General features: G+C 57.0%; 19 protein-coding genes. 10 read left to right on the top strand and 9 right to left on the bottom strand.

Features of this window, described 5'->3' with window-relative positions:
• The first annotated feature begins 346 nt into the window (after positions 1–346).
• The 6 genes from ABFT80_RS13080 (at position 347) to ABFT80_RS13055 (ending at position 8,174) form a co-directional block, all read left to right on the top strand.
• Complete coding sequence (locus ABFT80_RS13080) at positions 347–1,735, top strand: aminotransferase (RefSeq protein ID WP_347972368.1); 1,389 nt, start codon at positions 347–349, stop codon at positions 1,733–1,735.
• Positions 1,736–1,845: 110 nt separating this feature from the next.
• Positions 1,846–3,339, top strand: a complete 1,494-nt coding sequence (locus ABFT80_RS13075; protein WP_347972367.1) for an aldehyde dehydrogenase — start codon at positions 1,846–1,848, stop codon at positions 3,337–3,339.
• Complete coding sequence (locus ABFT80_RS13070) at positions 3,339–4,979, top strand: class I adenylate-forming enzyme family protein (protein WP_347972366.1); 1,641 nt, start codon at positions 3,339–3,341, stop codon at positions 4,977–4,979. The genes ABFT80_RS13075 and ABFT80_RS13070 overlap by 1 nt, the downstream gene beginning before the upstream one ends.
• A 10-nt stretch (positions 4,980–4,989) precedes the next feature.
• Positions 4,990–6,579 (top strand): phytoene desaturase family protein, encoded by a 1,590-nt coding sequence (locus ABFT80_RS13065; RefSeq protein ID WP_347972365.1) that lies wholly within the window; start codon positions 4,990–4,992, stop codon positions 6,577–6,579.
• On the top strand, positions 6,579–7,442 hold the full coding sequence (locus tag ABFT80_RS13060) for an amidohydrolase family protein (RefSeq protein WP_347972548.1): 864 nt from the start codon (positions 6,579–6,581) through the stop codon (positions 7,440–7,442). Before ABFT80_RS13065 ends, ABFT80_RS13060 begins: the two co-directional genes overlap by 1 nt.
• 84 nt (positions 7,443–7,526) lie before the next feature.
• The gene (locus ABFT80_RS13055; RefSeq protein ID WP_347972364.1) at positions 7,527–8,174 is read left to right on the top strand and encodes a TetR family transcriptional regulator C-terminal domain-containing protein; all 648 of its coding nucleotides are present in this window, start codon (positions 7,527–7,529) and stop codon (positions 8,172–8,174) included.
• Between the two features lie 10 nt (positions 8,175–8,184).
• Here the strand turns inward: ABFT80_RS13055 and ABFT80_RS13050 are convergent, their stop codons facing one another.
• Together ABFT80_RS13050 and ABFT80_RS13045 are read right to left on the bottom strand one after the other, a co-directional pair.
• A complete protein-coding gene (locus tag ABFT80_RS13050) occupies positions 8,185–9,222 on the bottom strand; it encodes a histone deacetylase family protein (RefSeq protein WP_347972363.1) in 1,038 nt (345 codons plus the stop codon).
• 15 nt (positions 9,223–9,237) lie between these two features.
• The gene (locus ABFT80_RS13045; RefSeq protein ID WP_347972362.1) at positions 9,238–10,677 is read right to left on the bottom strand and encodes an amidase; all 1,440 of its coding nucleotides are present in this window, start codon (positions 10,675–10,677) and stop codon (positions 9,238–9,240) included.
• A gap of 231 nt (positions 10,678–10,908) precedes the next feature.
• Here ABFT80_RS13045 and ABFT80_RS13040 point away from each other — a divergent pair, with 231 nt between their 5' ends.
• The 4 genes from ABFT80_RS13040 to ABFT80_RS13025 all read left to right on the top strand — a co-directional run bounded on the left by ABFT80_RS13040 (position 10,909) and on the right by ABFT80_RS13025 (position 16,076).
• Positions 10,909–12,507 (top strand): ABC transporter substrate-binding protein, encoded by a 1,599-nt coding sequence (locus ABFT80_RS13040; RefSeq protein WP_347972361.1) that lies wholly within the window; start codon positions 10,909–10,911, stop codon positions 12,505–12,507.
• 98 nt (positions 12,508–12,605) lie between these two features.
• Complete coding sequence (locus ABFT80_RS13035; RefSeq protein ID WP_347972360.1) at positions 12,606–13,571, top strand: ABC transporter permease; 966 nt, start codon at positions 12,606–12,608, stop codon at positions 13,569–13,571.
• 8 nt (positions 13,572–13,579) lie between these two features.
• Positions 13,580–14,464, top strand: coding sequence for an ABC transporter permease (locus tag ABFT80_RS13030; RefSeq protein ID WP_347972359.1), 885 nt, complete (start codon positions 13,580–13,582; stop codon positions 14,462–14,464).
• Complete coding sequence (locus tag ABFT80_RS13025; RefSeq protein ID WP_347972358.1) at positions 14,430–16,076, top strand: ABC transporter ATP-binding protein; 1,647 nt, start codon at positions 14,430–14,432, stop codon at positions 16,074–16,076. Before ABFT80_RS13030 ends, ABFT80_RS13025 begins: the two co-directional genes overlap by 35 nt.
• A 212-nt stretch (positions 16,077–16,288) precedes the next feature.
• On the opposite strand, the gene ABFT80_RS13020 is transcribed toward ABFT80_RS13025, so the two are convergent.
• The 7 genes from ABFT80_RS13020 to ABFT80_RS12990 all read right to left on the bottom strand — a co-directional run bounded on the left by ABFT80_RS13020 (position 16,289) and on the right by ABFT80_RS12990 (position 23,002).
• Complete coding sequence (locus tag ABFT80_RS13020) at positions 16,289–16,750, bottom strand: RidA family protein (RefSeq protein ID WP_347972357.1); 462 nt, start codon at positions 16,748–16,750, stop codon at positions 16,289–16,291.
• 14 nt (positions 16,751–16,764) lie between these two features.
• Positions 16,765–17,742 (bottom strand): ABC transporter ATP-binding protein, encoded by a 978-nt coding sequence (locus ABFT80_RS13015; RefSeq protein ID WP_347972356.1) that lies wholly within the window; start codon positions 17,740–17,742, stop codon positions 16,765–16,767.
• 8 nt (positions 17,743–17,750) lie between these two features.
• Positions 17,751–18,791 (bottom strand): ABC transporter ATP-binding protein, encoded by a 1,041-nt coding sequence (locus ABFT80_RS13010; protein WP_347972355.1) that lies wholly within the window; start codon positions 18,789–18,791, stop codon positions 17,751–17,753.
• 2 nt (positions 18,792–18,793) lie between these two features.
• The gene (locus ABFT80_RS13005; protein ID WP_347972354.1) at positions 18,794–19,651 is read right to left on the bottom strand and encodes an ABC transporter permease; all 858 of its coding nucleotides are present in this window, start codon (positions 19,649–19,651) and stop codon (positions 18,794–18,796) included.
• Complete coding sequence (locus tag ABFT80_RS13000; RefSeq protein WP_347972353.1) at positions 19,651–20,592, bottom strand: ABC transporter permease; 942 nt, start codon at positions 20,590–20,592, stop codon at positions 19,651–19,653. Before ABFT80_RS13000 ends, ABFT80_RS13005 begins: the two co-directional genes overlap by 1 nt.
• Positions 20,593–20,658: 66 nt before the next feature.
• Entirely contained in the window at positions 20,659–22,188 is a 1,530-nt protein-coding gene (locus ABFT80_RS12995) for an ABC transporter substrate-binding protein (protein WP_455189935.1), read from the bottom strand.
• A 49-nt stretch (positions 22,189–22,237) separates the two neighbouring features.
• Positions 22,238–23,002: a creatininase family protein gene (locus ABFT80_RS12990; RefSeq protein ID WP_347972351.1), complete on the bottom strand. Its 765-nt coding sequence runs from the start codon at positions 23,000–23,002 to the stop codon at positions 22,238–22,240.
• Between the last annotated feature and the right edge of the window lie 6 nt (positions 23,003–23,008).

Here is a 23,008-nt window from a genome sequence, read left to right as displayed (position 1 = left end):
TTTGTCGCCAGCGAGTATCGCACAGCAACATGAGCAATATGCGATCGCATGAAATATTTGCTCCGCAGACCGGTCTGCGTGCAGTGGGACGCATAGTTCCGTGCCATGTCATTGGCTATCATGCAGTTTTAGTTTCGGTATTTGTTTCCTCATACACATACCGTCGCAGTTTAATTTGGAACGAAAATGACAATCTCGAAAACTGATTGACTGGACAGTCAATTTTCTTGACATGCGCCAATGGCCTGCGTTATCTCTCTCCGTCTAGGCATGGTTTCGCTCATGACAAGCGCTTCCGTTTAGCTTGAAGACCGGCCACCTAAAAACTGCGCATGGAGGAAACATAATGAACAAGATGGTCGGTGCGCAGTGGAATGCGGCGGAAACCGAGAACGCGGCGCGGGATCACCTGCTGACGCCCGCCGAAGATATGTCGAAGCTCGGCACCTCATCCAAACCGGTGATTGCGTATGGCGAAGGCATCTACGTGGTGGACACCAATGGCCGCCGCCTGATCGATGGGCCTGGCGGCATGTGGTGCACGCAGATCGGTTACAATCGTCGCGAGATCGCCGACGCGATGTCGGAACAGGCGCTGAAACTTTCCTATAACTCCCCTTGGTACACGACCAATTCGCCTTCAGCGGAGCTTGCCGCGAGGATCGCGGCCTTGACGCCAGGCGATTTGAACCGCGTCTTCTTCACAACGGGAGGATCTACCGCGGTGGATTCGGCCCTGCGCTTCGTTGAATACTACAACAACGTGCTTGGGCGGCCCGAAAAGAAGCACATCATCGTACGTCGCGAGGGCTATCACGGCAGCACGACGCTTACGGCAGCATGCTCGGGGCGCGAAGGAAATTGGGCTAATTTCGACATTGTGTCGGACAAGATTTCTTTTATTTCGAGCCCTAATATCCGCTTTTCAGAAGGCAAGAGCGAGGCGCAGTTCCTCGACTGGCTGGTGGACGAATTCAGGCAGACAATCGCCAAGATCGGGGCCGACAAGGTCGCGGTCTTTTTGGCCGAGCCGCTGCTGGCTTCGGGCGGAGTTGTAATCCCGCCGAAAGGCTACCACGCACGGTTCAAGTCCGTCTGTGAAGAGCACGATATTATCTACATTTCGGACGAAGTGGTCACCGGATTTGGCCGCTGTGGCGAATGGTTCGCCTCCGAAAGCGTATTCGGCGTAGTGCCTCACATCATCACTTTCGCAAAAGGTGTTACCTCCGGCTACGTGCCGCTCGGCGGCTTCGCGATTTCCGAGCGGTTGCTGAATAAGGTGAGCGGCGAAAACGCGAAAGGCGGCTATTACTCCAATGGCTACACCTATTCGGGCCATCCGGTCAGCTGCGCCGCGGCATTGGCGAATATCGAAGTCATCGAGAATGACGGAATTCTGGATCACGTGCGCGACATCTCCGTCTATTTCGCAGAGCAGTTGAGAAGTCTGGCAGACCTTCCTCTGGTCGCGGATGTTCGCTCATCCGGGCTCGTCGGTTGCGTCGAATGCCTTGTCGATCCGTCCTCGCCGGAGGTCACGGCCCTCGATAGGAAGCTCGGCTCGTTGATCGACGCGCATTGCTACGAATTGGGTCTTATCGTGCGCCCACTCGGCAATATGTGCGTCATGTCTCCGCCCCTCATCATCACCAAAGAGCAGATCGATTACATGATCGGCATATTGCGCGAGGGTATTCTGGAAGCTGGAAGGCAAATCGGAAATAGCCGGTAACGCAACGGCGGTGACGCGTCTCGCATCAAATAAACTGATTGACCAATCAATCGGAATATTAAATTCTAACTTAGCAAACAATAATTGCCGGAAAGACGGGGAACACGCTCATGAACGCCGAAATCAAACCGAACTGGCACCAACGCGCTGAACAGATCAAATTGCCGGGCAAGGCATTCATCGACGGTGCCTATGTCGAAGCTCAATCGGGCGAAACCTTCGATTGCGTCTATCCAGGCAGCGGCAAGATCATTGCCAAGGTTGCAGCTTGCGGTCCAGCCGATGTCGATTTCGCAGTTAAGTCGGCACGCAGGGCGTTCGAATCCGGCGTATGGTCTCGCGCGGCACCGGCAGAGCGCAAGAAGGTTCTGCTGCGCTTTTCCGAACTTCTGCTGCAAAACCGTGACGAACTCGGTCTTCTCGAAACCCTTAATGTCGGCAAGCCAATCACCAACAGCACGAATGGCGACATTCCAAGTGCTGCAAACTGCATCGCCTGGTACGCGGAAGCGATCGACAAGGTTTATGGCGAAGTCGCCGTGACGGCAGACGACATGACGACGATGGTCGTGCGCGAACCGGTCGGCATCGTCGCCGCCGTCGTGCCGTGGAATTACCCGTTGTCTATGGCTGCATGGAAGCTTGGACCGGCGCTTGCGACCGGCAATTCGGTTATCCTCAAGCCCGCCGAACAATCACCATTCACCGCTCTGCGCATTGCCCAACTGGCACTTGATGCCGGACTGCCGAAAGGCGTTCTGAACGTACTGCCCGGCCTTGGGCATGTGACAGGCAAAGCGCTTGGCTTGCACATGGATGTCGATTGCGTGGGCTTCACAGGTTCGACCGAAGTCGGGCGCTACTTCATGCAGTATTCCGGCCAGTCCAACATCAAGCGCATCGGGCTCGAACTTGGCGGAAAGTCTCCACAGATCGTGCTTGCGGATTGCGATGATCTGGATGCTGCCGCCCGCACGGTGGCGGCCGGTATTTTCGGCAATTCGGGCCAGGTCTGCAATGCCGGATCGCGGCTGATCGTGGAAGACAAGATCAAGGACAAGTTCCTTGAGAAAGTTCTTCAGCAGGCAAACGCGCTGGTGCCTTCCGATCCGCTCGATGCGGCAACGAAGCTCGGCTCCATCGTTACCGAAGAGCAGATGTCGCGCGTGCTTGGCTATATAGAGGAAGGTGTCGCGGGCGGCGCCAAGATTATCGCCGGCGGCAACCGTGTGCGTCAGGAAAGCGGCGGCTATTTCATCGAACCGACGGTCTTCGACGGCGTATCCAACCAGATGAAAATCGCGCGCGAAGAGATATTCGGGCCGGTTCTGGCCACTATAACCGTGCGCGATTTCGACGAGGCGATGACCGTCGCCAACGACACGATTTATGGTCTGGCCGCTGGTGTCTGGACGAACGACGTCAAGAAGGCGCATCGCGCGGCGAAGGCCATTCGTGCCGGTGTGGTGTGGGTGAATTGCTTCGACCGGGGACTGATGTCGGTTCCATTCGGTGGGTTCAAGCAGTCCGGTTTCGGACGAGACAAGTCGCTTCATGCGCTCGACAAATACACGGACTTCAAAGCCGTGTGGTTCGCCCACTAATGAGCCGGGCGGAGGTACTTTCTCAGCAGGTTCCCGGCGTCGCCGAAAGGCGGCGTCGCATAGAGGCGGAGCAGTTGCCCGCAAACATCGGCGCGCTGATCGACGAGGCCGCAGACGCTGCGGGCGATCAGCTTCTTTGGAACTTCTTTGAAGACGGGCGGACGATCACCTACGCGGAAATGCGTCGCGTGGTGAACGGGCTGGCAACGCAGTTCATCAAGCTCGGCATCGTCAAGGGAACGCATGTCGCCGTGATGCTCCCCAACATCCCCGAAATGCCGCTGACATGGCTGGCCCTTGGCCGCATAGGCGCCGTCATGGTGCCAACCAACATCAGCTACCGCGAACGCGAGTTGGCGCATGTCGTCAATGATGCCGAAGTAACTTTCGTGGTTGCGCACCGCGATTGCATGGACGTGGTGAATGCGGCACGCGAAGACGGCGTGATCAAGGTTTATCTCGCCCAGACGATTATCGTCGGTGATACGCTGGCTGGCGCTGTGAATTGGGATGAGCTGGCTTCAACGCCAAGCGATACATTCGACGCGCCGGAGCCTGTTACTCACGACGACCTGCTGAATATTCAATATACGTCCGGCACCACAGGTTTTCCGAAGGGCTGCATGCTCAGCCAGCGCTATTGGATCAGCGCCGGCAAGGTGAACGCCTTCCGCGACGGACGACGCTATGAGCGCATTCTGGCCTCAACGCCATTTTTCTATATGGACCCTCAGTGGCTCTTGCTGATGACGCTTTATCAGCGTGGTACGCTGTTCGTTGCCGCCAGACAGAGCACCAGCCGCTTCATGGAATGGGTGCGCGGTTATCGCATCAATTTCTGTCTGCTGCCTTGGGTTCTGCACAGCCAGCCAGCGCATGCAGATGACCCGCATACGGAAATCATGCGCGCGAATGTCTACGGCGTTCCGCGGGATCTCCACGCAGGACTTGAGGCGCGATACGATCTCAATGCGCGCGAAGCCTTCGGGATGACCGAGACCGGTCCAGCGATGTTCATGCCCATCGAACGCTCCGACATGGTCGGCTCCGGGTCTTGCGGCGTGCCCTGCCCCTTCCGCGAATGCAAGGTCGTTGACGATGAAGGCAACACGCTTGCTGCAGGCGAGATCGGCGAATTGCTGATCCGCGGACCCGGCATCATGCTTGGTTACTACAACAACCCCGAAGCCACAAAAGCCGCGTTCAGCGATGGCTGGTTTCGCACGGGCGATCTCTTCCAGGTCGATGAAAACGGGTTCCACACGATCGTCGGGCGCAAGAAGGACATGATCCGCCGCAGCGCGGAAAACATTGCGGCGCGCGAAGTTGAGTCCGTACTCAACGCGGTGCCTGTCGTGGCCGAAGCAGCCGTCATCGGAGTGCCCGACGCGCTACGCGGTGAAGAGGTCAAAGCGTATATCAAGCTCAAGGACGAAACCGTCTGGAGCGACGATACGCTGGCGACCATCATCGAAGCCGCCAAACGACAGTTAGCACCGTTCAAGGTGCCGCGCTTCTATGTGTTTCGCGATGAGTTTCCGCGCACCGTTTCGCTGAAAATCGCCAAGCAGTTGCTTGTGAAGGAAACTGACGACCTTCGGGCCGGCAGTTTCGATCGCGTCGAAAACCGCTGGCTTTAAGGGGAGAAAAATGGCCGAAACCTTCGATGCTGTCATTGTCGGCGGCGGTCACAACGGACTCGTCTGTGGCGCCTATCTGGCGCGCGCAGGTGTCAAAGTCTGCATTCTTGAACGGCGCGGCCTGGTTGGCGGCGCGGCTGTCACGGAAGAGGTTTGGCCGGGTTACAAGGTCTCCACCGCTTCGTACATTATGGGTCTGTTGCAGCCCAAGGTGATCCTCGATCTCGAGCTTCAGAAATACGGTTACGAAGTGCTCGACACGCCGTCGACAGTTTTTCCGCTGGGCAACGGCGAAACCTTCACGAACTGGGGTTCGATCGACAGATTTTGCGCGGAAATCACGAAATTTTCTGAAAAAGACGCTAAGGCTTACCCTGCCTATCGCGACCATCTTTTGGGATTGGCGCCCTTCCTGAAGCAACTTTTGTTCGAGACGCCCGTCGATCCCGGTGCAAAATCGCCGCGCGATCTCGCAAAACTTGCACAATTCGTCTGGCGTTTTCGCAAGATCGGCTCGAAATTCTACGACATCTATGACCTGCTCACGCTCAGCGCATATGACTATTTGAGCCGCTGGTTCGAAGCCGATGAAGTCAAGCTGGTTCTGGGCTTCTTTGCTGGCGGTGGCGGTGGCAATTCAAGCCTTCGTTCTCCCGGATCGGCATACATGCTCGTGCGCTCGGTTGTGCGCGACCAGAACACACCGGCGGGACCATCGGGCCTGATCAAGGGCGGCATGGGCGAAATCTCGAACGCGATCCGACGTTCCGGGGAGGCGCATGGCATGGTCGTTCGAACCGATGCCCCAGTCGAAAAAATTCTTGTGAAAAACGGCTCCGCATACGGCGTGCAACTTGCCGATGCCGAGGCAATTCATGCGAAGATCGTTATCGCAAATGCCAACGCAAAAACGACGTTTCTCAAACTTCTGTCGAAAGACGCGCTTCCTGCACCTTTCGTAAAACAGATCGAGGATTTCCGTACGGAGTCCACCGTCTTCCGTATCAATCTGGCACTGGATGGATTGCCGGCATTTCCGTCCGCATCGCCAAACGGCTACCCGGTGCAGCTCACAATCGGGCCGAGCGTCGATTACATGGATCAGGCGCATGATGATGGCCGCTATGGCCGCATTTCGGAAAACCCGTTCCTGATCGTCAAGACACCGAGCGTGGTCGATCCGACGCTTGCGCCTGCCGGTCATCATGTGATGAACATTTTCGGCGGCCATGCACCTTATACGTTGCGCGAGGGTGACTGGGACAGCAGACGTGAAGAACTCTATGATACGGTCATGAAGGTTCTGCGGGAATATTCTCCCGATCTCGAAAAGCGCATCCTGCATCGCCAGATTCTCACGCCGCTAGATCTCGAGCGTATTTTCGATCTTCCGAATGGCCACGTCCATCACGGCGAGATCAGCACGGACCAGATTTTCTTCCGGCGTCCGGCAGCGCAATATGCCGATTATAGGACGCCGGTCAAAAACCTCTATATCTGTGGTGCATCTGCGCATCCGGGTGGCGGTGTCACCGGCGTTCCGGGTCACAATGCAGCGCGTGTCATTTTGTCGGAGCGCCGTCGCTGGCGTCATTCGTGATGTGGATCGACTTCTCCAGCCGCCCACCTGCCCCCGGGTTTGAAGGTGCTGCACCGCATCTTCAGAACTACCGGCGCGTTTACGCGGCCAGCGAAAAGCAATCCGCGAAATCAGATGCCGCTCAGGATCTGCAAGGCTATCTGGAAACCTATGAGCGGCTCGTCGCGCGCCATGTTGTTTTGAAAGCACGCGACGTCGAAACGACGTTCGGCTTCAAGATTTCGAATGAGACGGTCGCTTCCTTCTGCTCGGAAAACGGACCGCGCTACATCGGCTTTGCTGGCGTCGATCCACATAAGGGCAAAACGGCAGTCGAAGAACTGGAACGGGCCGTTCGCGAATACGGCCTGCGTGGGCTGAATCTGCAGTGCTTCGAACTGAAATTATGTCCAAACGACCGCATGCTTTATCCGCTTTACGAGAAGGCTGTTGAGCTTGGCATTCCGGTCAATATTCATTGCGGCATTAATTTCTCGACCGCCACGCCAATGAAATTCGGAAAGCCGGAATATCTCGACGACGTAATGGTCGATTTCCCGGATATGAAGGTCTGTGCTTCTCCGCCCGGCTGGCCGTGGGTCAATGAATTGATCGGCGTCGCCTGGCGGCATCCTAATCTATGGATCGGGCTTTTGGCTGTGCGCCCTGCCTTGCTGGCAAAAGCGCATTCCGGCTACGAGCCGTTGCTGCAATATGGCCGCACATTGCTGCAGGACAAAATCATATTCGGGACGGCATTTCCAATGCTCGCACCGGAACGGGCCTTGGCGGAAGTTAAAGCATTGCCGATCGATGAAGTCGTGCGCCGGAAATGGCTGCACGACAATGCACAACGTTTTCTGGGCCTGGACCCCATCCCGTAGCATTCGAGGATGCCTAACCTTGTCGGACCTTGATGGAAACTGCTACCAGATCAGCTTAGAATACGAGCAGAGTGTTTAGGGAAAATGGATCAGACACCGGCAAAGACTGGATCTTCGCCAAAAGCCCGACGTGCGCCGTCGCGTGAAGATCAGGTGATCGAGCGCCGTCGCTCGCTTCTGGAAGCGGCCCTCAAGGTTATCGCGCGCAAGGGGCTGACCGGCGTGACGATGAACGACATCGCCAATGAAGCCGGTTGCAGCTACGGCGTCGTCTCTTTCCATTTCAAGTCCAAGGAAGGAATTACCTTGGCCGCGCTCGACTATATGGTCGAGGAATACGACCGCACTTTGCTCCAGCCGGAACATGGCACGCCTGCCGCGCGGCTGCGCGCCATGATCGAGCTGGATTTCGATACGACAATGTCGGATGCCGGGCATATTGCGGTATTTACGGCGTTTTGGGCCGAAGCCGTGCGCAACCCGGAATATCAACGGCGTTGCGCGGAATTGAAGTCACGTTACGACGAGGTCGTGAAGGCCGACATCGAAGCCCTCGCCAGCCAACGCAACATCAAGCTCGATCCCGCATTGGTCGCCAGAAGCTTGAATGCGATGATCGATGGATTGTGGATTTCCGGCCAGGTTTTCGGGCAGATCGGCACTTCGGGCCACGATGCCGGGAAAAAAGCCTGCCTGTTCTACCTTCAATCGATATTTCCCGACGATTTCTGAGCGTCGAGCCTTATCTGGCGAACGCTTCCTTGAATCCGCTTAACGTATTCACGACGTTTACGCCTATATCCTCGACAGCATACCCGCCTTCCATCACGAACAACGTTGGCAAACGCAGGGTAGCTATGCTGCGGCCGATTGCCGAAAAATCCGCATTCTGCAGTTTGAATTTCGAGATCGGGTCGCCGTCAAACGTATCTACTCCAAGAGATACGACCAGCGCTTCTGCACCGAATTTGCTTATTCGGGAGAGTGCGGCATCCAATGCCTCGCCATAGGCATCATAGTCCGTGCCCCATGGCAGAGGGAAATTGGCGTTGAACCCCTCGCCTGCGCCGCTGCCTGTCTCATCGGCATAGCCCATGTAATAGGGGTATTCGAGTTTCGGGTCGGCATGGAGCGAGACGGTCAACACGTCTGACCGGTCGTAGAAAATGTCCTGCGTGCCATTGCCGTGATGGTAATCGACATCAAGCACGGCGACTTTCGCGGCACCCTTGTCGCGGAAAGCCTGTGCTGCGACCGCCGCGTTGTTGATGAAGCAATAGCCGCCAAAATAATCCCGGCCAGCATGATGCCCCGGAGGACGGCACAAGGCGAAGGCTGATCCATCGATACCGGACACCAACTCCTGCGCGGTAAGAGCGACATTGGCGGATGCTGACACGGCCTGCCACGTGCCTTCCATGATCGGGCTGCTCATGTCGATGCAATAGCGCCCAAGCTCAGCGCCTATGCGTTGCGTTTCCATTCGATGAGAACGCGGCGGTGGCCAGGCATTCGGGAAGGCATCGACCTTGCCATTTTCTGCCGACCAGCGTTCCCAGAAGGCCGATAAAAACGTGACCAGCGCCTCGTCGTGAACTTTGACGAGCGGTGCTGTGCCGAAATCGCGCGGTTCGATAATTTCGGCGCCGAAGACTTTTTTTATGCGTTCGAGCACGAGTTCTGCGCGACGCGGCATCTCGAAGCTCGGCACGCGCTTGCCGCGAATGAACTCCGCTTCCGCATTCTGCAGGCTGTGAAGGGGCGAGTAGACTGTTTTCATGAAAACCCGCCTCGATCAGATTGCAGCGGGAATTGCAGGGCGATCCTGCGGCTTGCCATACCAGCCACCGACCGCTTGTTCATAGGCAAGCCCCGCCGTAAATACCGTCTCGTCACTATAGGTTTGTCCCACGATCTGGATGCCCGTCGGCACGCCATTCGACGCTCGCCCGGAAGGCACACTCAAAACCGGGCAACGGCTCATCATGTTGAAAGGATAGGTCATGGGCCAGCCGATAGACGGATGAACTTCCTTACCGTTGATGACAATCTTGTCCGTCGAAGGCTCGAAATCCGCAGCTACCGCCGGAACCGCAAGCGTTGGGCAAATGAGTATCTGATGCGTTTCCAGGATTGGCCCCAGCGATGCGTACATCTCACCGGCCTTGTACATCGATTTGAGGAAATCGTTGCATGTCGTGCCGCGCGCACCCTCCGCAAAATGGCGGGCATAGGCGGTCAGCAAATCTGCCTTTGTGTCGAGATATTCGGCGATCCATGATCCAAATATGGTTTGCAGATGGCTGTAGGCCGCACGCTCGCTATCCTTTGTCCAGCCGAGATCGACCTCCTCCACCGTAGCACCGAGCGAACGAAAAACATCCAGAGCAGCCAGAGTGTTGCGCCGCACCTCCTCGTCCACCTCGAAGTATCCAAGGTCCAGAGAATAGGCGATCTTCCAGCCTTTGATACCGCTTCGACCATCTGTCATGGTCAGCTTTGGTCGAAGCGAAGCAATGTCTTTCGCGTCAGGCCCGCACATGATGTTTTGCATGAGCAGACAATCTTCCACGGAACGCGCCATTGGCCCGGGGTGATTGTAGGGATCGAGGTTGAATGGCGAGGACGACGGGTTGCGGCCGTAAGGCGGTTTATAGCCAACGACGCCGCAGGCCGACGCCGGTATTCGAATCGAGCCACCAATGTCAGAGCCGTTGGCAAGCGTGGTCAGGCCTGCTGCGAGAGACGCGCCTGCGCCACCGGATGAACCGCCCGGCGTAAAGTCGAGGTTCCAGGGATTGCGGGTTACGCCCCAGAGTTTTGAGTGGGTAACGCCTTCGCAGGAAAACTCCGGCGTGGTTGTCCTGCTGTGCACGATCGCGCCGGAATCCATCAAGCGTTGAACAACAGTGCTGGTGGTTTCCGCCACCGCATCCTTGTAGATCAGCGAGCCATAGGTCGTGACTTTTCCGGCAATTCCGCTCTCATCCTTGATCGCGGTTGGAATGCCGTCCAGAGGCCGCAGCCTGCCATCGGATGAACCATAGCGCCGCTCGGCGTCACGCGCCAAATCCAGCGCTTCATCGGCATAGACAAAACTTGTCGCGTTGACCGTGTCGGACGTATCGTCGATGCGTTTCAATTGCGCTTCAAGCAACTCGACGGGAGAAAGCGTACGATCTCGAAACCGCTGCAGAGCCTCGGTCGCAGAGAGATAGCAGATATCGGCGTCCATAGTATCTTTCCCCTTTTTTTCGCAGCCTATGCAACGCGGCAAATGCCTGTCAATGAAAATGATTGATTGGTCAGTCAGAAATCATTGACAAACGTTTTCGCTCTGATTAGCGTTGGATCGAGTGCAGAAAAAGTCGCCATTCAAGAGGGACATCTGCCATAAAAATGCTTGCCGCGAAGCGCCTGTCTTGTGGTCAGCCAAAAGGGGAACAGGCATTTCGAGGAGTTAGCCATGTCTGAATTCAGCTATTGGGCCGAACGCTTCCAAAAAGGCCAGATTTCACGCCGGGAGTTTCTCGGACGCTCCACCGCCCTTCTCGCCGCCGCGGGCTTCAGCAACAGCGCCATTTCAAATCTCGCATTCGCGGCAGACGAGCCGAAAAAAGGCGGCTTTGCCCGCTTCGGTATGTCCGATGCATCGCAGAACGACACACTTGATCCGGGCACATGGCCGGCAAGCTTTGCGCAGGCGGCATTCAACGGATCGCTGTGCAACAACCTGACCGAGATCGCGGCAGATGGAACCATCATTGGCGATCTGGCAGAAAGCTTCGAACCCAGCGACGACGCAAAGAAGTGGGTGTTCAAGCTTCGCAATGGCGTCACTTTCCACGATGGGAAGAGCCTGACTGTCGAGGACGTACAGGAATCGTTCCGTTTCCATATGGGTGAAAGCTCGACGTCGGGCGCCAAGGCCATCCTGTCGCAGGTCGCGAGCATCGACAAGGACGGCGAAAACAACGTCGTTTTCACGCTGAACTCAGGCAGCGCCGACTTCCCTTACCTCGTTGCCGATTATCACCTTTCGATTATGCAGGCGAAAGAAGGCGGCGGCATCGACTGGCAAAAGGGTGTCGGCACAGGCAGTTTCAAACTGGAAGATTTCGAGCCCGGCTCGTCAATCAAAATGACGCGCAACCCCAACTATCATAAGGACAACAAGCCTTATCTTGACGAGTTCGAATTCATCGCGATCACGGATCCGACAGCGCGTACGAACGCGTTCGTCACCGGCGAGATCGACTTCATGAACGATCTCGAAGTGAAGAACATGCCCTTGGTTCAGCGCAATTCGGAACTTGTGATCGAGCGCGTGCCGAGCCTTCGGCACTTCACATTCGACATGGATACGTCGGTCGCGCCTTTCGACAATCTCGACGTTCGCCTTGCCCTGAAATATGCCATCGACCGCGAAGACATTTTGCGAAAAGTGTTCCTTGGCGAAGGCAAGGTCGGCAACGATACGCCGGTCGCATCGGCAATGCCTTTCTACAAGGACCCGACACCGCAATACGCATACGATATCGAAAAAGCAAAAGAGCATCTGAAGAAGGCGGGCCTGACCTCGGTCGATGTCGATCTGTCCGTGTCCGAGGCCGCTTTTCCCGGCTGTATCGATGCGGCTGTGCTCTACAAGGAACAGGCTGCCAAGGCGGGCATCAATATCAACATCGTTCGCGAAGCCGACGATGGTTATTGGGAAAATGTCTGGCTCAAGAAGCCGTTCAGCGGTGTCGATTGGTATGGTCGCGCCACTTGCGATTGGCTCTTCTCGACGGTGCTTGCAGCAGACGCACCTTGGAACAGCACGCATTGGAAAAATCCGCGCTTCAACGAGCTGCTGATCGAGGCACGTGCGGAAACAGATCAGGACAAGCGCGCCGCCCAATATGCCGAAATGCAGCAGATCGTGCATGATGATGGCGGAATGCTTACGCTGGCCTTCGTCAACTGGAACTACGGTATGTCCAAAAAGATCGGCCACGGCACAATCGGCGGCATCTTCCCATGTGACAACCTTCGCATGACCGAGCGTTGGTGGCTGGTCTAGGCTATTGTTTCTGACCACGAGATGTGGCCACAAAGTTATCGCGCTGGGACAGCAAGTCGATTGCATGCCTGGCGCGGTGATGGATTAAAGGGATCGCCGTGAGTACGACGACACATCCAATCGCCTACATGCTGCTGCAACGCATAGCGCTCGGCTTTCTCAGTCTGCTAATCGTCTCCTTCGTGATATTTCTGGCCGTCAGCATGTTGCCGGGCGACTTCGCGACATCGATCCTCGGCCGCTCAGCCACTCCCGATACGGTTGCCGCTTTTCGCGAGCAGCTTGGGCTGAACCTGCCTTGGTATCAGCGTTATCTTTCGTGGCTCGGCAACGCTTTGATGGGTGATTTCGGTCAATCCTTTTCGTCGCGACCTGTCGGCCACATTATCGGGCCGCGATTGCTCAACACGCTTTATCTGGCGTCGCTGACTGCTCTTATCGCAGTGCCGCTGGCAGTCGGACTTGGCATCGTGGCTGCACTTTATCGCAATCGATTTCCCGACCGCATTCTCAGCGCGTCGAGCCTTGCATCGATTTCAATTCCGGAGTTCTTCTTCGCCTACATCATCATGCTGATCTTCGCGATCAATCTGCATTGGTTTCCATCACTATCCAGCATTCGTCCCAGCATGGGCATAGGCGAGCAGTTGACCCGAATGGTCCTGCCAGTTCTGACGCTCACGCTCGTCATCCTCGCTCACATGATGCGCAACACGCGCGCCGCGATCATCGGTATCATGTCGCGTCCATTCATCGAGATGGCGCAGCTCAAGGGTGAATCCGCCGCGCGTGTCGTCATTCGCCACGCACTGCCCAATGTCATCGGCCCGATCGCGAGCGTGGTGGCGCTCAACCTCGCCTACCTGATCGCAGGCGTCGTGGTGATCGAGGTCGTGTTTGTCTATCCGGGAATTGGGCAGACGATGGTCGATGCAGTCCGCAACCGCGACATCCCGGTCATACAGGCATGCGCGTTGATCTTTTCGGTGACCTACATTCTGCTCAATCTGATTGCGGACATCATCTCTATCGTCAGCAATCCCAGACTCCTCCATCCGCGCTGAGGATCGAAATGGCATTGTCCGAAATAGATCGCCCAGAGCCAACCCGCAGCTTTTTTGCAGGCGCCAGACGCCGTCTTCGCCGCGCGCCGCCGACCGCATGGTTCGGCATGATCGTGCTGTCCATTTATCTGATTGCGGCAGTGTTCGCGCCGCTCATCGCGCCTTACGGCGAGTATCAGGTCGTTTCGCAAACCCCGTTCGAGCCTTGGAACAGCCAGTTCATCTTCGGCACAGATCAGCTAGGGCGCGATCTGTTCAGCCGCCTGATTTTCGGTGCGCGCAACTCGATCGGCATCGCTTTCGTGACGACGTTGCTCGCCTTCATAATCGGCGGATGCCTCGGCATCGTTGCGGCAGTTCTGCGCGGGGTGGTCGATCAGGTGCTAAGCCGGTTCGTCGATTCAGTCATGTCGATCCCGGATTTGATTTTCACATTGATGCTGCTCGCCATATTCGGCTCCAGCATTTTCAATCTCATCGTCATCATCGCAATCATCGACTCCACGCGCATTTTCCGCCTTTCACGCGCCGCCGCTCTCAACGTCGTAACGCTGGAGTTCGTGGAAGCCGCACATGCGCGTGGCGAAAAGCTGCCGTGGATCGTCACGCAGGAAATATTGCCGAACATCATGCCAGTGCTGATCTCCGAATTCGGCCTTCGCTTCTGCTTCGTGTTTCTCGCAATCGCGGCGCTGTCATTCCTCGGCGTCGGGTTGCAGCCGCCAATGGCGGAATGGGGCTCCATGGTGCGCGACAACGCAGCACTGATCAGCAGCGGCGACATCACGCCTCTCATCCCGGCGGCTGCGATTGCGCTGCTGACCGTTGCCGTCAACTTCATCGCAGATTGGTTTTTGAATGAATCAAGTGGTCTTTCCGACGATGATCGCTAGTCGGCCGGCCAATGCCGACAGCGTCGTACTGAAGGTTTCAGATCTTCGTATCGAAGCCAAAGCGGACGACAAATGGGCCGAGATCGTCAAGGGCGTAAGCTTCGAGCTGAAAACCGGCGAGGTTCTCGGGCTGGTCGGCGAATCCGGTGCCGGAAAATCGACGATAGGTCTGGCAGCACTTGGCTATGTCCGGCAGGGCTGCCGCATAAAATCCGGCAGCATCGAGTTTAAGCAGCAGGACTTGCTTCAATTAACGGAGCCTCGCAAACGCGCATTGCGCGGGGTCCGAATTGCCTATGTCGCGCAAAGCGCTGCTGCATCTTTTAACCCCGCAATCCGGCTGATGGATCAGATCGTCGAGGCCGCTGTCTCGCGTGGCGGAAAGAGCAGGCCAGACGCCGAGGCAAAGGCCATCAGCCTGTTTCGAGCACTGCAACTGCCCGAACCAGAAAAGTTCGGGCGCCGGTATCCGCATCAGGTTTCTGGCGGTCAGCTACAGCGCGCCATGACGGCGATGGCAATGATCTGCAATCCGGATCTCATCGTTTTCGACGAGCCCACCACCGCACTCGATGTGACCACTCAGGTCGAGGTTCTGATTTCCATTCGTCAGGCGATAAAAGAGTTCGGCGTATCGGCTCTCTACATCACACATGATTTGGCCATCGTCGCGCAAATGGCGGACCGCATCATGGTGCTTCGCCATGGCGAGGCTGTCGAAGAAGGCCCGGTTGCGCAAATTCTCGAGCACCCCGAGCATCACTACACAAAATCGCTCTGGGCCGTTCACGACATTCCCGTCGAGCCGGGAGTGGATGCTCCCGAACTTTTGCGCGTAAACGATCTGAGCGCGTCGTATGGAACGCTGCAGGTTCTCAAGGATGTTTCTCTAACCGTCGGGCGCGGACAGACAGTTGCGCTTGTGGGCGAATCCGGGTCAGGAAAATCTACCCTTGGCCGTGCAATTGCGGGTCTGCTGCAACCCGACAGCGGCACCATTCACTTCAGAAACGAGACCTGCCCGCCTCTGGTGCGGCAAAGATCGAAGGATACGCTTCGGAAAATCCAAATCATCTACCAGTCCGCCGAAAGCGCGCTAAACCCGCGCCACGCGGTTAGAAAAATCATCGGTCGACCACTTAACTTCTACCACGGGCTTTCCGGTGCCAAGCGAACCGAGCGCATAGTTGAATTGCTAAAGACCGTCGAGCTCGATGCCTCCTTTATTGATCGGTTGCCGAGCCAGCTTTCAGGCGGTCAGCGCCAGCGCATCGCAATCGCTCGTGCGTTGGCAGCAGAACCGGAAATTATCGTCTGTGACGAGGTCACATCGGCGCTGGACCAGATCGTGCAGGCGGAAATCCTGAAGATGCTCGTCGCACTTCAGGCCAAGCTTGGCGTGTCATATTTGTTCATCACGCACGATCTCGCAACCGTCCGCGCAATAGCAGATGACGTTGTCGTCATGCACCAAGGCAAAATCGTAGAGCAAGGGCTGAAGGAAGACGTACTTTCACCGCCGCATCAGCCGTACACGCAGCTTCTTCTGGATTCCGTGCCGGATATGCAGGCAGGTTGGTTAGATGAAGTCATCGCCGCTCGCCAACCGTAAGCCGCACGTTCATCTTTTTGAAGCTGGCCCGTGCGCCAGGCAGTCCAGAAGGCCGATAGCATCCGCCATGGCAACGTCGAGAACGGTTTCGCAAATGATCCAGATTCTGGAAGAGGTCGTCGGTCGCTTCCATGGCCGATCAGTACGTCTTCAGAGCTTTGCGTCACAGGCTCGCGAAGCGCGAACCTTTCGAGTTCCATTCTGAATATGCACTAGCTCCTGACAGCGACGATAGCTTCGATCTCGACGGTGATGTTATCCGGCAGAGAGCCGAAGCCGACCGCAGACCTGGCGTGTCGACCATCGTCGCCGAAGACTTCGATCAACAAATCGGAACATCCGTTGATGACCTTCGGATGCTGGGCGAAATCGGAAACTGCATTCACCATGCCGAGCAGCTTGATAATCTGTCGTACGCGGCCAAGATCTCCCAGCGCGGCCTGGATGACCGACAAAAGATTGAGCCCGGTAAGGCGCGCATCGTTGTAGGCCTGTTCGATCGTAACATCGCTACCGACTTTGCCGGTGCGTAATGTACCATCTGCTTCGCGTGGTCCCTGCCCCGATAAATACAGCATGTTTCCATCAATCACATACGGGACATAGTTTGCGATCGGCGCTGGCGGCGGAGGCAAAACGATACCAAGAGCTTCAAGCCGGGCGGCGGGGGTCATGTCGGCTGGACCTTTCAATTGGCGAGTTCGGCGTGCCGGATGCAGGCAACACTGTGACCAGGCCCCACGTCTTCACCGATCGGCACTGTGTTAGCGCAAGCTTCGATTGCATACGGGCATCTCGTGCGAAAAACACATCCAGATGGCGGATCGAGTGGGCTCGGTATATCGCCCTGCAGGATGACGCGCTCACGCTTTACAGTTGGGTCAGGAATTGGCGCGGTGGCCAGAAGCGCCCGCGTATAGGGATGGCGCGGCGCGGCATAAACCAACCGGGATGGCCCCTTCTCCATAACCCTGCCCAAGTACATGACCACGATCTGATCGCAGAGATATTCTACGACTGTCAGATCATGCGAGATAAAGACCATCGTCAGGCCGAGTTCCCGCTGTAGTTGGTGGATAAGGTTCAGCACCTGCGCTTGCACGGACACGTCGAGTGCGGAAACAGGTTCGTCGGCGATGATCAACTCAGGCTCCACCGCAAGGGCGCGAGCTATGCCGATGCGCTGTCGTTGTCCACCTGAAAACTCGTTGGGATAGCGCCGCGCATGTTCGGCGGACAAGCCAACTCTCACAAGCAATTGCTCGATCCTGTCCTTGCGTGCCTGTCCCTTTGCCAGCCGGTGCGTATCGATCGCCTCGCCGATGATCTCGCCGACCCGCATGCGCGGGTTCAGGCTCGAATACGGGTCCTGGAAAATGATCTGCATACGCCGCCGATAGGTGCGCAGTTCCTTTTCTGAGAGCTTGAAAAGATCGACGCCGTCGAAGATCGCTTCACCGGAGGTCGGCTCGACGAGGCGCAAAATTGCTCTCCCGGCAGTCGTCTTGCCGGAGCCCGATTCCCCGACAATGCCGAGAATCTCGCCGCGCCGCACCTCGAAGGATACGTCATCCACGGCCTTGACCACGCCATTCTTCGTGTCGAACCCCTTCTGGAGGCCGCGGACCGCCAGCAAGACGTCAGGCTTTTCATTTTGGGGATACATGGAAGAGCTCACAGGAGTTCGAACCTCCGGCACCGTGTCAGGTGCTTTTCGGAGGCCACTTGCAGCGCAGGCGGTTCGGCTTCGCAGGCGGGTTCTGCCAGCGGACAGCGAGGAGCAAACGTACAGCCCTGCGGCAGTGACATGATGCTCGGCACACTTCCGGGTATCGGATCGAGCATGCGGCGCGTTCCGTCTGGCTCCCTATCGCGTTTCGGGTTGGGAATGCAGGCAAGCAGACCTTTGGTGTAGGGATGCCGCGGCCGGGCAAACAGATCATTCACACGCGCCTGCTCTACCACCCGGCCCGCATACATCACCGCGACCTCATTGGCGATCTCGGCCACAACGCCCAGATTGTGCGTTACGAACAGGATACTCATGCCTATTTCGCGCTGGAGCCGGCGCATCAGATCTAGAATCTGGGCCTGGATCGTCACGTCAAGGGCAGTCGTCGGCTCATCTGCTATCAGCAGTGCCGGCCGGCAGGCGAGCGCCAGCGCAATCATAACCCGTTGACGCATGCCGCCAGACATTTCGTGCGGATACTGGTCGATGCGTTTGGCGGCCGCTGGAATCTCTACCAGTTCCAACATTTCCAGCGCCCGCGCACGCGCCTCCTTGCGTGAGACCGGTTCATGAAGTCGCACCATCTCCATGATCTGGTCGCCAACCGTGAAAAGAGGATTGAGCGAAGACATCGGTTCCTGGAAAATCATCGCGATCTCACTGCCGCGAATGCTGCGCATCCGTTTCTCACTCACCGATGCAAGATCGATAATCGAGTTGTCGCGCATGCGGTAAAGTATGCGTCCGTCGACGATGCGCCCCGGATGGGCCAGCAGCCGCATGATCGACAGGCTGGTAACCGATTTGCCGGAGCCGGACTCGCCCACCACCGCCAATGTTTCTCCGCGACGAACGTTGAACGTGACGCCATCGACCGACTTGGCCGCACGCGGACCCATAACGAAATGTGTGTGCAGGTTTTCGGCGCTGAGCACGATGTCATCGGCAAGCGCGGTTGCGGCAGGAGAAGTGGAAGCCAACATCGTCACATGTCCTTTCGCAGACGCGGATCGAGCAGATCGCGCATGCCGTCGCCGACGAGCTGAAGGGAAAGGACGGTCAGGACGATCGCTATACCTGGAAAGATCGTCATCCAGTCTGCTTGGCCGACATACTGGCGACCCGAAGCGATCATCGTTCCCCATGTCGGGATTTCGGGACTGACGCCGACGCCAAGGAACGAAAGGCCTGCCTCAGCCAGCATCGCATATGCGAAGATGAAAGTGGCCTGCACCAGTATCGGCGAGACGAGATTACGCAGCACATGCCGCGTCATGATCCGCCACGTTGGCACGCCGAGCGCGCGCGCAGCTTCAACATAAGGCAATTCGCGGATGACGAGCGTCGAGGCCCGCACGACACGGGCAAGACGTGGCGCATAGACAACGCCGAGCGCGATAATAACGGTGCCAATCGATGGTCCGAGCGCGGCGACAAGTGCGATAGCCAGCAGGATATCCGGGAAGGCCATCATGGCGTCGACCAGCCGGGATACGATCACATCAGCTTTGCGGAAGAAACCCGCGACGATGCCGAGAGTTATTCCGACGATGCAGGCGAAAGCCGTAGCCGCGGCGCCTACGAGCAGCGAGAGCTGGCCAGCATAGATCGTACGGCTGAATACATCGCGGCCAAACTCGTCAGTGCCGAAGAACCATTCTGCACCTGGCGGCTTCAACCGGTTGATGATCGAAAGCCGGCTGGGCGAGTGCGGGGCAACAAGCGGTGCGAGCGCCGCCAGAAGCGTGATAACTGCAAGGATTATCAAGCCTATAGCGAGTGTCTTGCGTTGAAAGATCAGGGCGGACAGGCGCGGCGGCGCGTATGCTTCGGTCGCAGCCATCAGTAGCGCACTCGCGGATCTATCATCAAGTAGAGCATGTCGATGCCGAAATTTATCAGAACGTAGATGGCGGCAATCACCAACAGTGCACCCTGAATAACCGGGTAATCGCGCCTGAGCACCGCTGAGACAACAAGGTTGCCGATGCCGGGAAGGCTGAACACCGTTTCCGTCACGACTGCGCCGGAAACGAGCAACGCGGCGGTCAGTCCCAGCACTGTCAGAACCGGTATCAGCGCATTCTTGAAAGCGTGTTTCAGCACTACGCGAAATTCACTCATACCCTTGGACCGCGCCGTGCGAACATAATCGTCGTTAAGCACGTCCAGCATAGATGCGCGTGTAAAGCGTGTGATAAGCGCCGACGATACGACACCCAGCGCCACTGCGGGCAGCATCAGATGAGTAAGCCGCGTGAAGAAGGACGCATCCGGTCCGCCATATCCTGCAACCGGGAACCACCCCAGCCGGACAGCAAAGAACTGGATCAGGATAAGGCCCAGCCAGAAGCTCGGTATGCTGGCCGCAAGCATCGTCAGCGTCGTCACTGATTGATCGAAGAAGCTGCCACGCCGATAAGCCGCCATGATGCCCACCGGCAGCGCAATGCAGCTGGCTATGAGCATAGCAAACATCGTCAGGAAGAATGTAGGTTCGGCACGGTCGAGCAAGGCGCTCGTCACTGGCATATCAAGAAAGATGGAGTGTCCAAGATCGCCCCGCACGAGCTGGCCGAGAAAAAGGAAGTATTGAACAATCAATGGCTGATCGATGCCCAGCCGCGTTCGAAGGGCCTGAATATCCGCAATTGTGGCATCCGGCCCCAGCATGACAGCGGCCGGATCACCCGGCGCCACGCGCACGATGATGAAGACAATCGTGACCACGACGAACATGACGCTCAGCATTCCGAGAAAGCGCTGCAGAACGTATCGTGTCATCGATCGTCTCCTGTTCGTCACTTGATGGGTCAGGAATCGTTGCGGTTCCTGACCCGCGATTTAAATTTATTTCTGGACGTAGGCATTCCAGAAGTACGGCCATGCCGATGGCGTAAAACCCTCGAGCTGTGGCGACTGTGCCGATAGGGAGCTGAAGTCGCCGACTTTGTAGAATGGCGCTTCCTCGTAGATCAGCTTCTGGAAGTCCGACCAGATGGCGAGACGCTTGTCCATTTCCACCTCGGTGTTGATGGCACTGAGAAGCTTTTCCTTTTCCTCGCTTGCCCACCAGCCCGGATATGATGCAGGCAGCGGCGCGATAAGCGCCGGGTCGGGCAGGAACGGGCTGTGTGTGATGAAGATATCCCACAGGCCGGGTTCGGCACGGCGCTGAACCAGCGTCGCCCAATCAAAGACACCAAGATCGACCTTAAAGCCGGCCAGCTTGAGATATTCGGCCGCCACCTGCGCCATCTTGTAATGGAACTCGTACTGACGGCTGGTGAGAATGCGTATCGGCGAGCCATCATATCCGGCTTCTTCTGCCAGTGCTTTGGCCTTTTCAATGTCAGCCTGGTTGTAGGCTTCCAGGCCCTCCTCGTTGCGCCACGGATAGCCTTCCGGGTACAGCGCACCGTCAACTTTGTAGAATTCCGGCTTGCCGAACGCGGCAGCAAGCATGTCCTCGGAATTGAACGCGGCCTGCACGGCCTTGCGCAACCCTTGACTGGTCATCATGCCTTCCTTGTTGTTCATGATGAACATGGGCCATCCGAAGGAGTCGATCACCAAAGGCTTTGTCTTCTCCTGACCTTCGAGCCGATCGAAGGCCTCTACCGGGAGCAGATCGGCGTAGTCATATTGGCCGGCAATTGCGCCTTCGACCCGCGTGTTGGCATCCGGCACCGGCACGAAACGGATTTCATCCAGATACTGCTTGCGCGCGCCACCAAAACCATCCGGCTCACCTTCGCGAGCAGCGTAATCTTCAAAGCGGACGAGCTGGAGATACTGATCGACCCTGCGCTCCTTGATCATGTAGGGGCCGGTGCCGACATATTCGCTCAACGTATCAGCGATCTTCTCGGACGGTAGAATGATTGCCGCCGAATTGTTAAAGGCCAGCAGCGCATTGAGCGCAGCGAACGGTTCGGTCAGCGACAGGCGCACTGTGTAATCGTCGATCGCCTCGAGCTTGTCGAGTTTGGCAGCGACGAGTTGCCCGCGCGAAGCCAGCTTGAACCATCGTTCGAGTGAGGCGACCACGTCTTCGGATGTCATTTTCGAACCATCATGAAAGGTGACGCCTTCACGCAGCTTGATCGTGTGGACCTTTCCACCTTCCGAAACTTCCGGAACTTCGGCAGCCAGAAGGGGCGTCACATTCCAGTTTGCATCGAACGTATAAAGCGTTTCGAAAAAATGCTGTGTGACCATGCCCAAAAGATCGCCGGTCGCAACCGTTGGATCGAGCGTGTTCAGCTCGCCGATCGTGGCTACGTTGATGACACCGCCGCGCTCCTGCGCGAAGGCTGGCGAGTATGCTCCCACTAAAATGGCTGCGCTTCCGAGAGCGGCGAAAGTGAACTTTTTCAACATGACTTCTTCCCCTTTTTTCGCTTTATTATGTTAACTTTCCGACTGATCAGACCGGCGCTGTCAGTGTTTCGACAACCCTTACAAGCTCGTCGACCACCACCTGCGTTATGCGTTCGCCCTTTTGGGCACTTCCCAGAGAGGGATCGCCTACCACGCCGGTTCCGTTCGACATCGTGTGCATGGTTCGAAAAATCGCTCCGCGATTGGCGCGGATCATGTCTGAATTCGCCCATTCGAAGGTCGGTTGGTAGGACATGCCGCAAATCTTTTCCTTGCGTACGTCTTCCGGTGCCGCGGCCAGCATCAGAGATGTCTCGAACTCGCAGGCGTGATTGATGCCCGCGAAATCACTATCGCGGATTTTTTCCAGCTCCGGCGCGGTAAGACGCCACCATGTAAGAAGCGCCACCTGGCATTCACGATGGCGCGCACCAAAAGATTCAAGCAACACCTGCCCCACGGCCTGATTGCCACCATGGCTGTTGAACAGGACGATATTGCGAAAGCCATGCCGGACCACGCTCTCCAGTATATCGCCGACATAGGCGAGAAACGTCTCATGGCGCACGCTCAAAGTGCCCGCGAATTCCATGTGATGCTCGGAGCAACAGACTTTCACCGCAGGCAGGATGAGTACCTGGTCGCCAAGCCGTTCTTCCGCCTTGTCAAGAAAATGGCCGCCGATCGTCACATCCGTGTCGAGCGCCAGATGAGGACCATGCTGCTCGATGGCGGCGATGTTCAGAACGACCGGCGTCAAGCGGTCGATCGTCGCGAATTCGTCGGTGGTAAGTTTTTCCCAACGCATCATTGCCGC

It is taken from the genome of Foliimonas ilicis (genome assembly GCF_039939195.1).
Taxonomy (GTDB): Bacteria; Pseudomonadota; Alphaproteobacteria; order Rhizobiales; family Rhizobiaceae; genus Foliimonas; species Foliimonas ilicis.
Note: the sequence above shows the minus strand (reverse complement) of the source record. Positions and strands in the feature narration are given on the sequence as shown.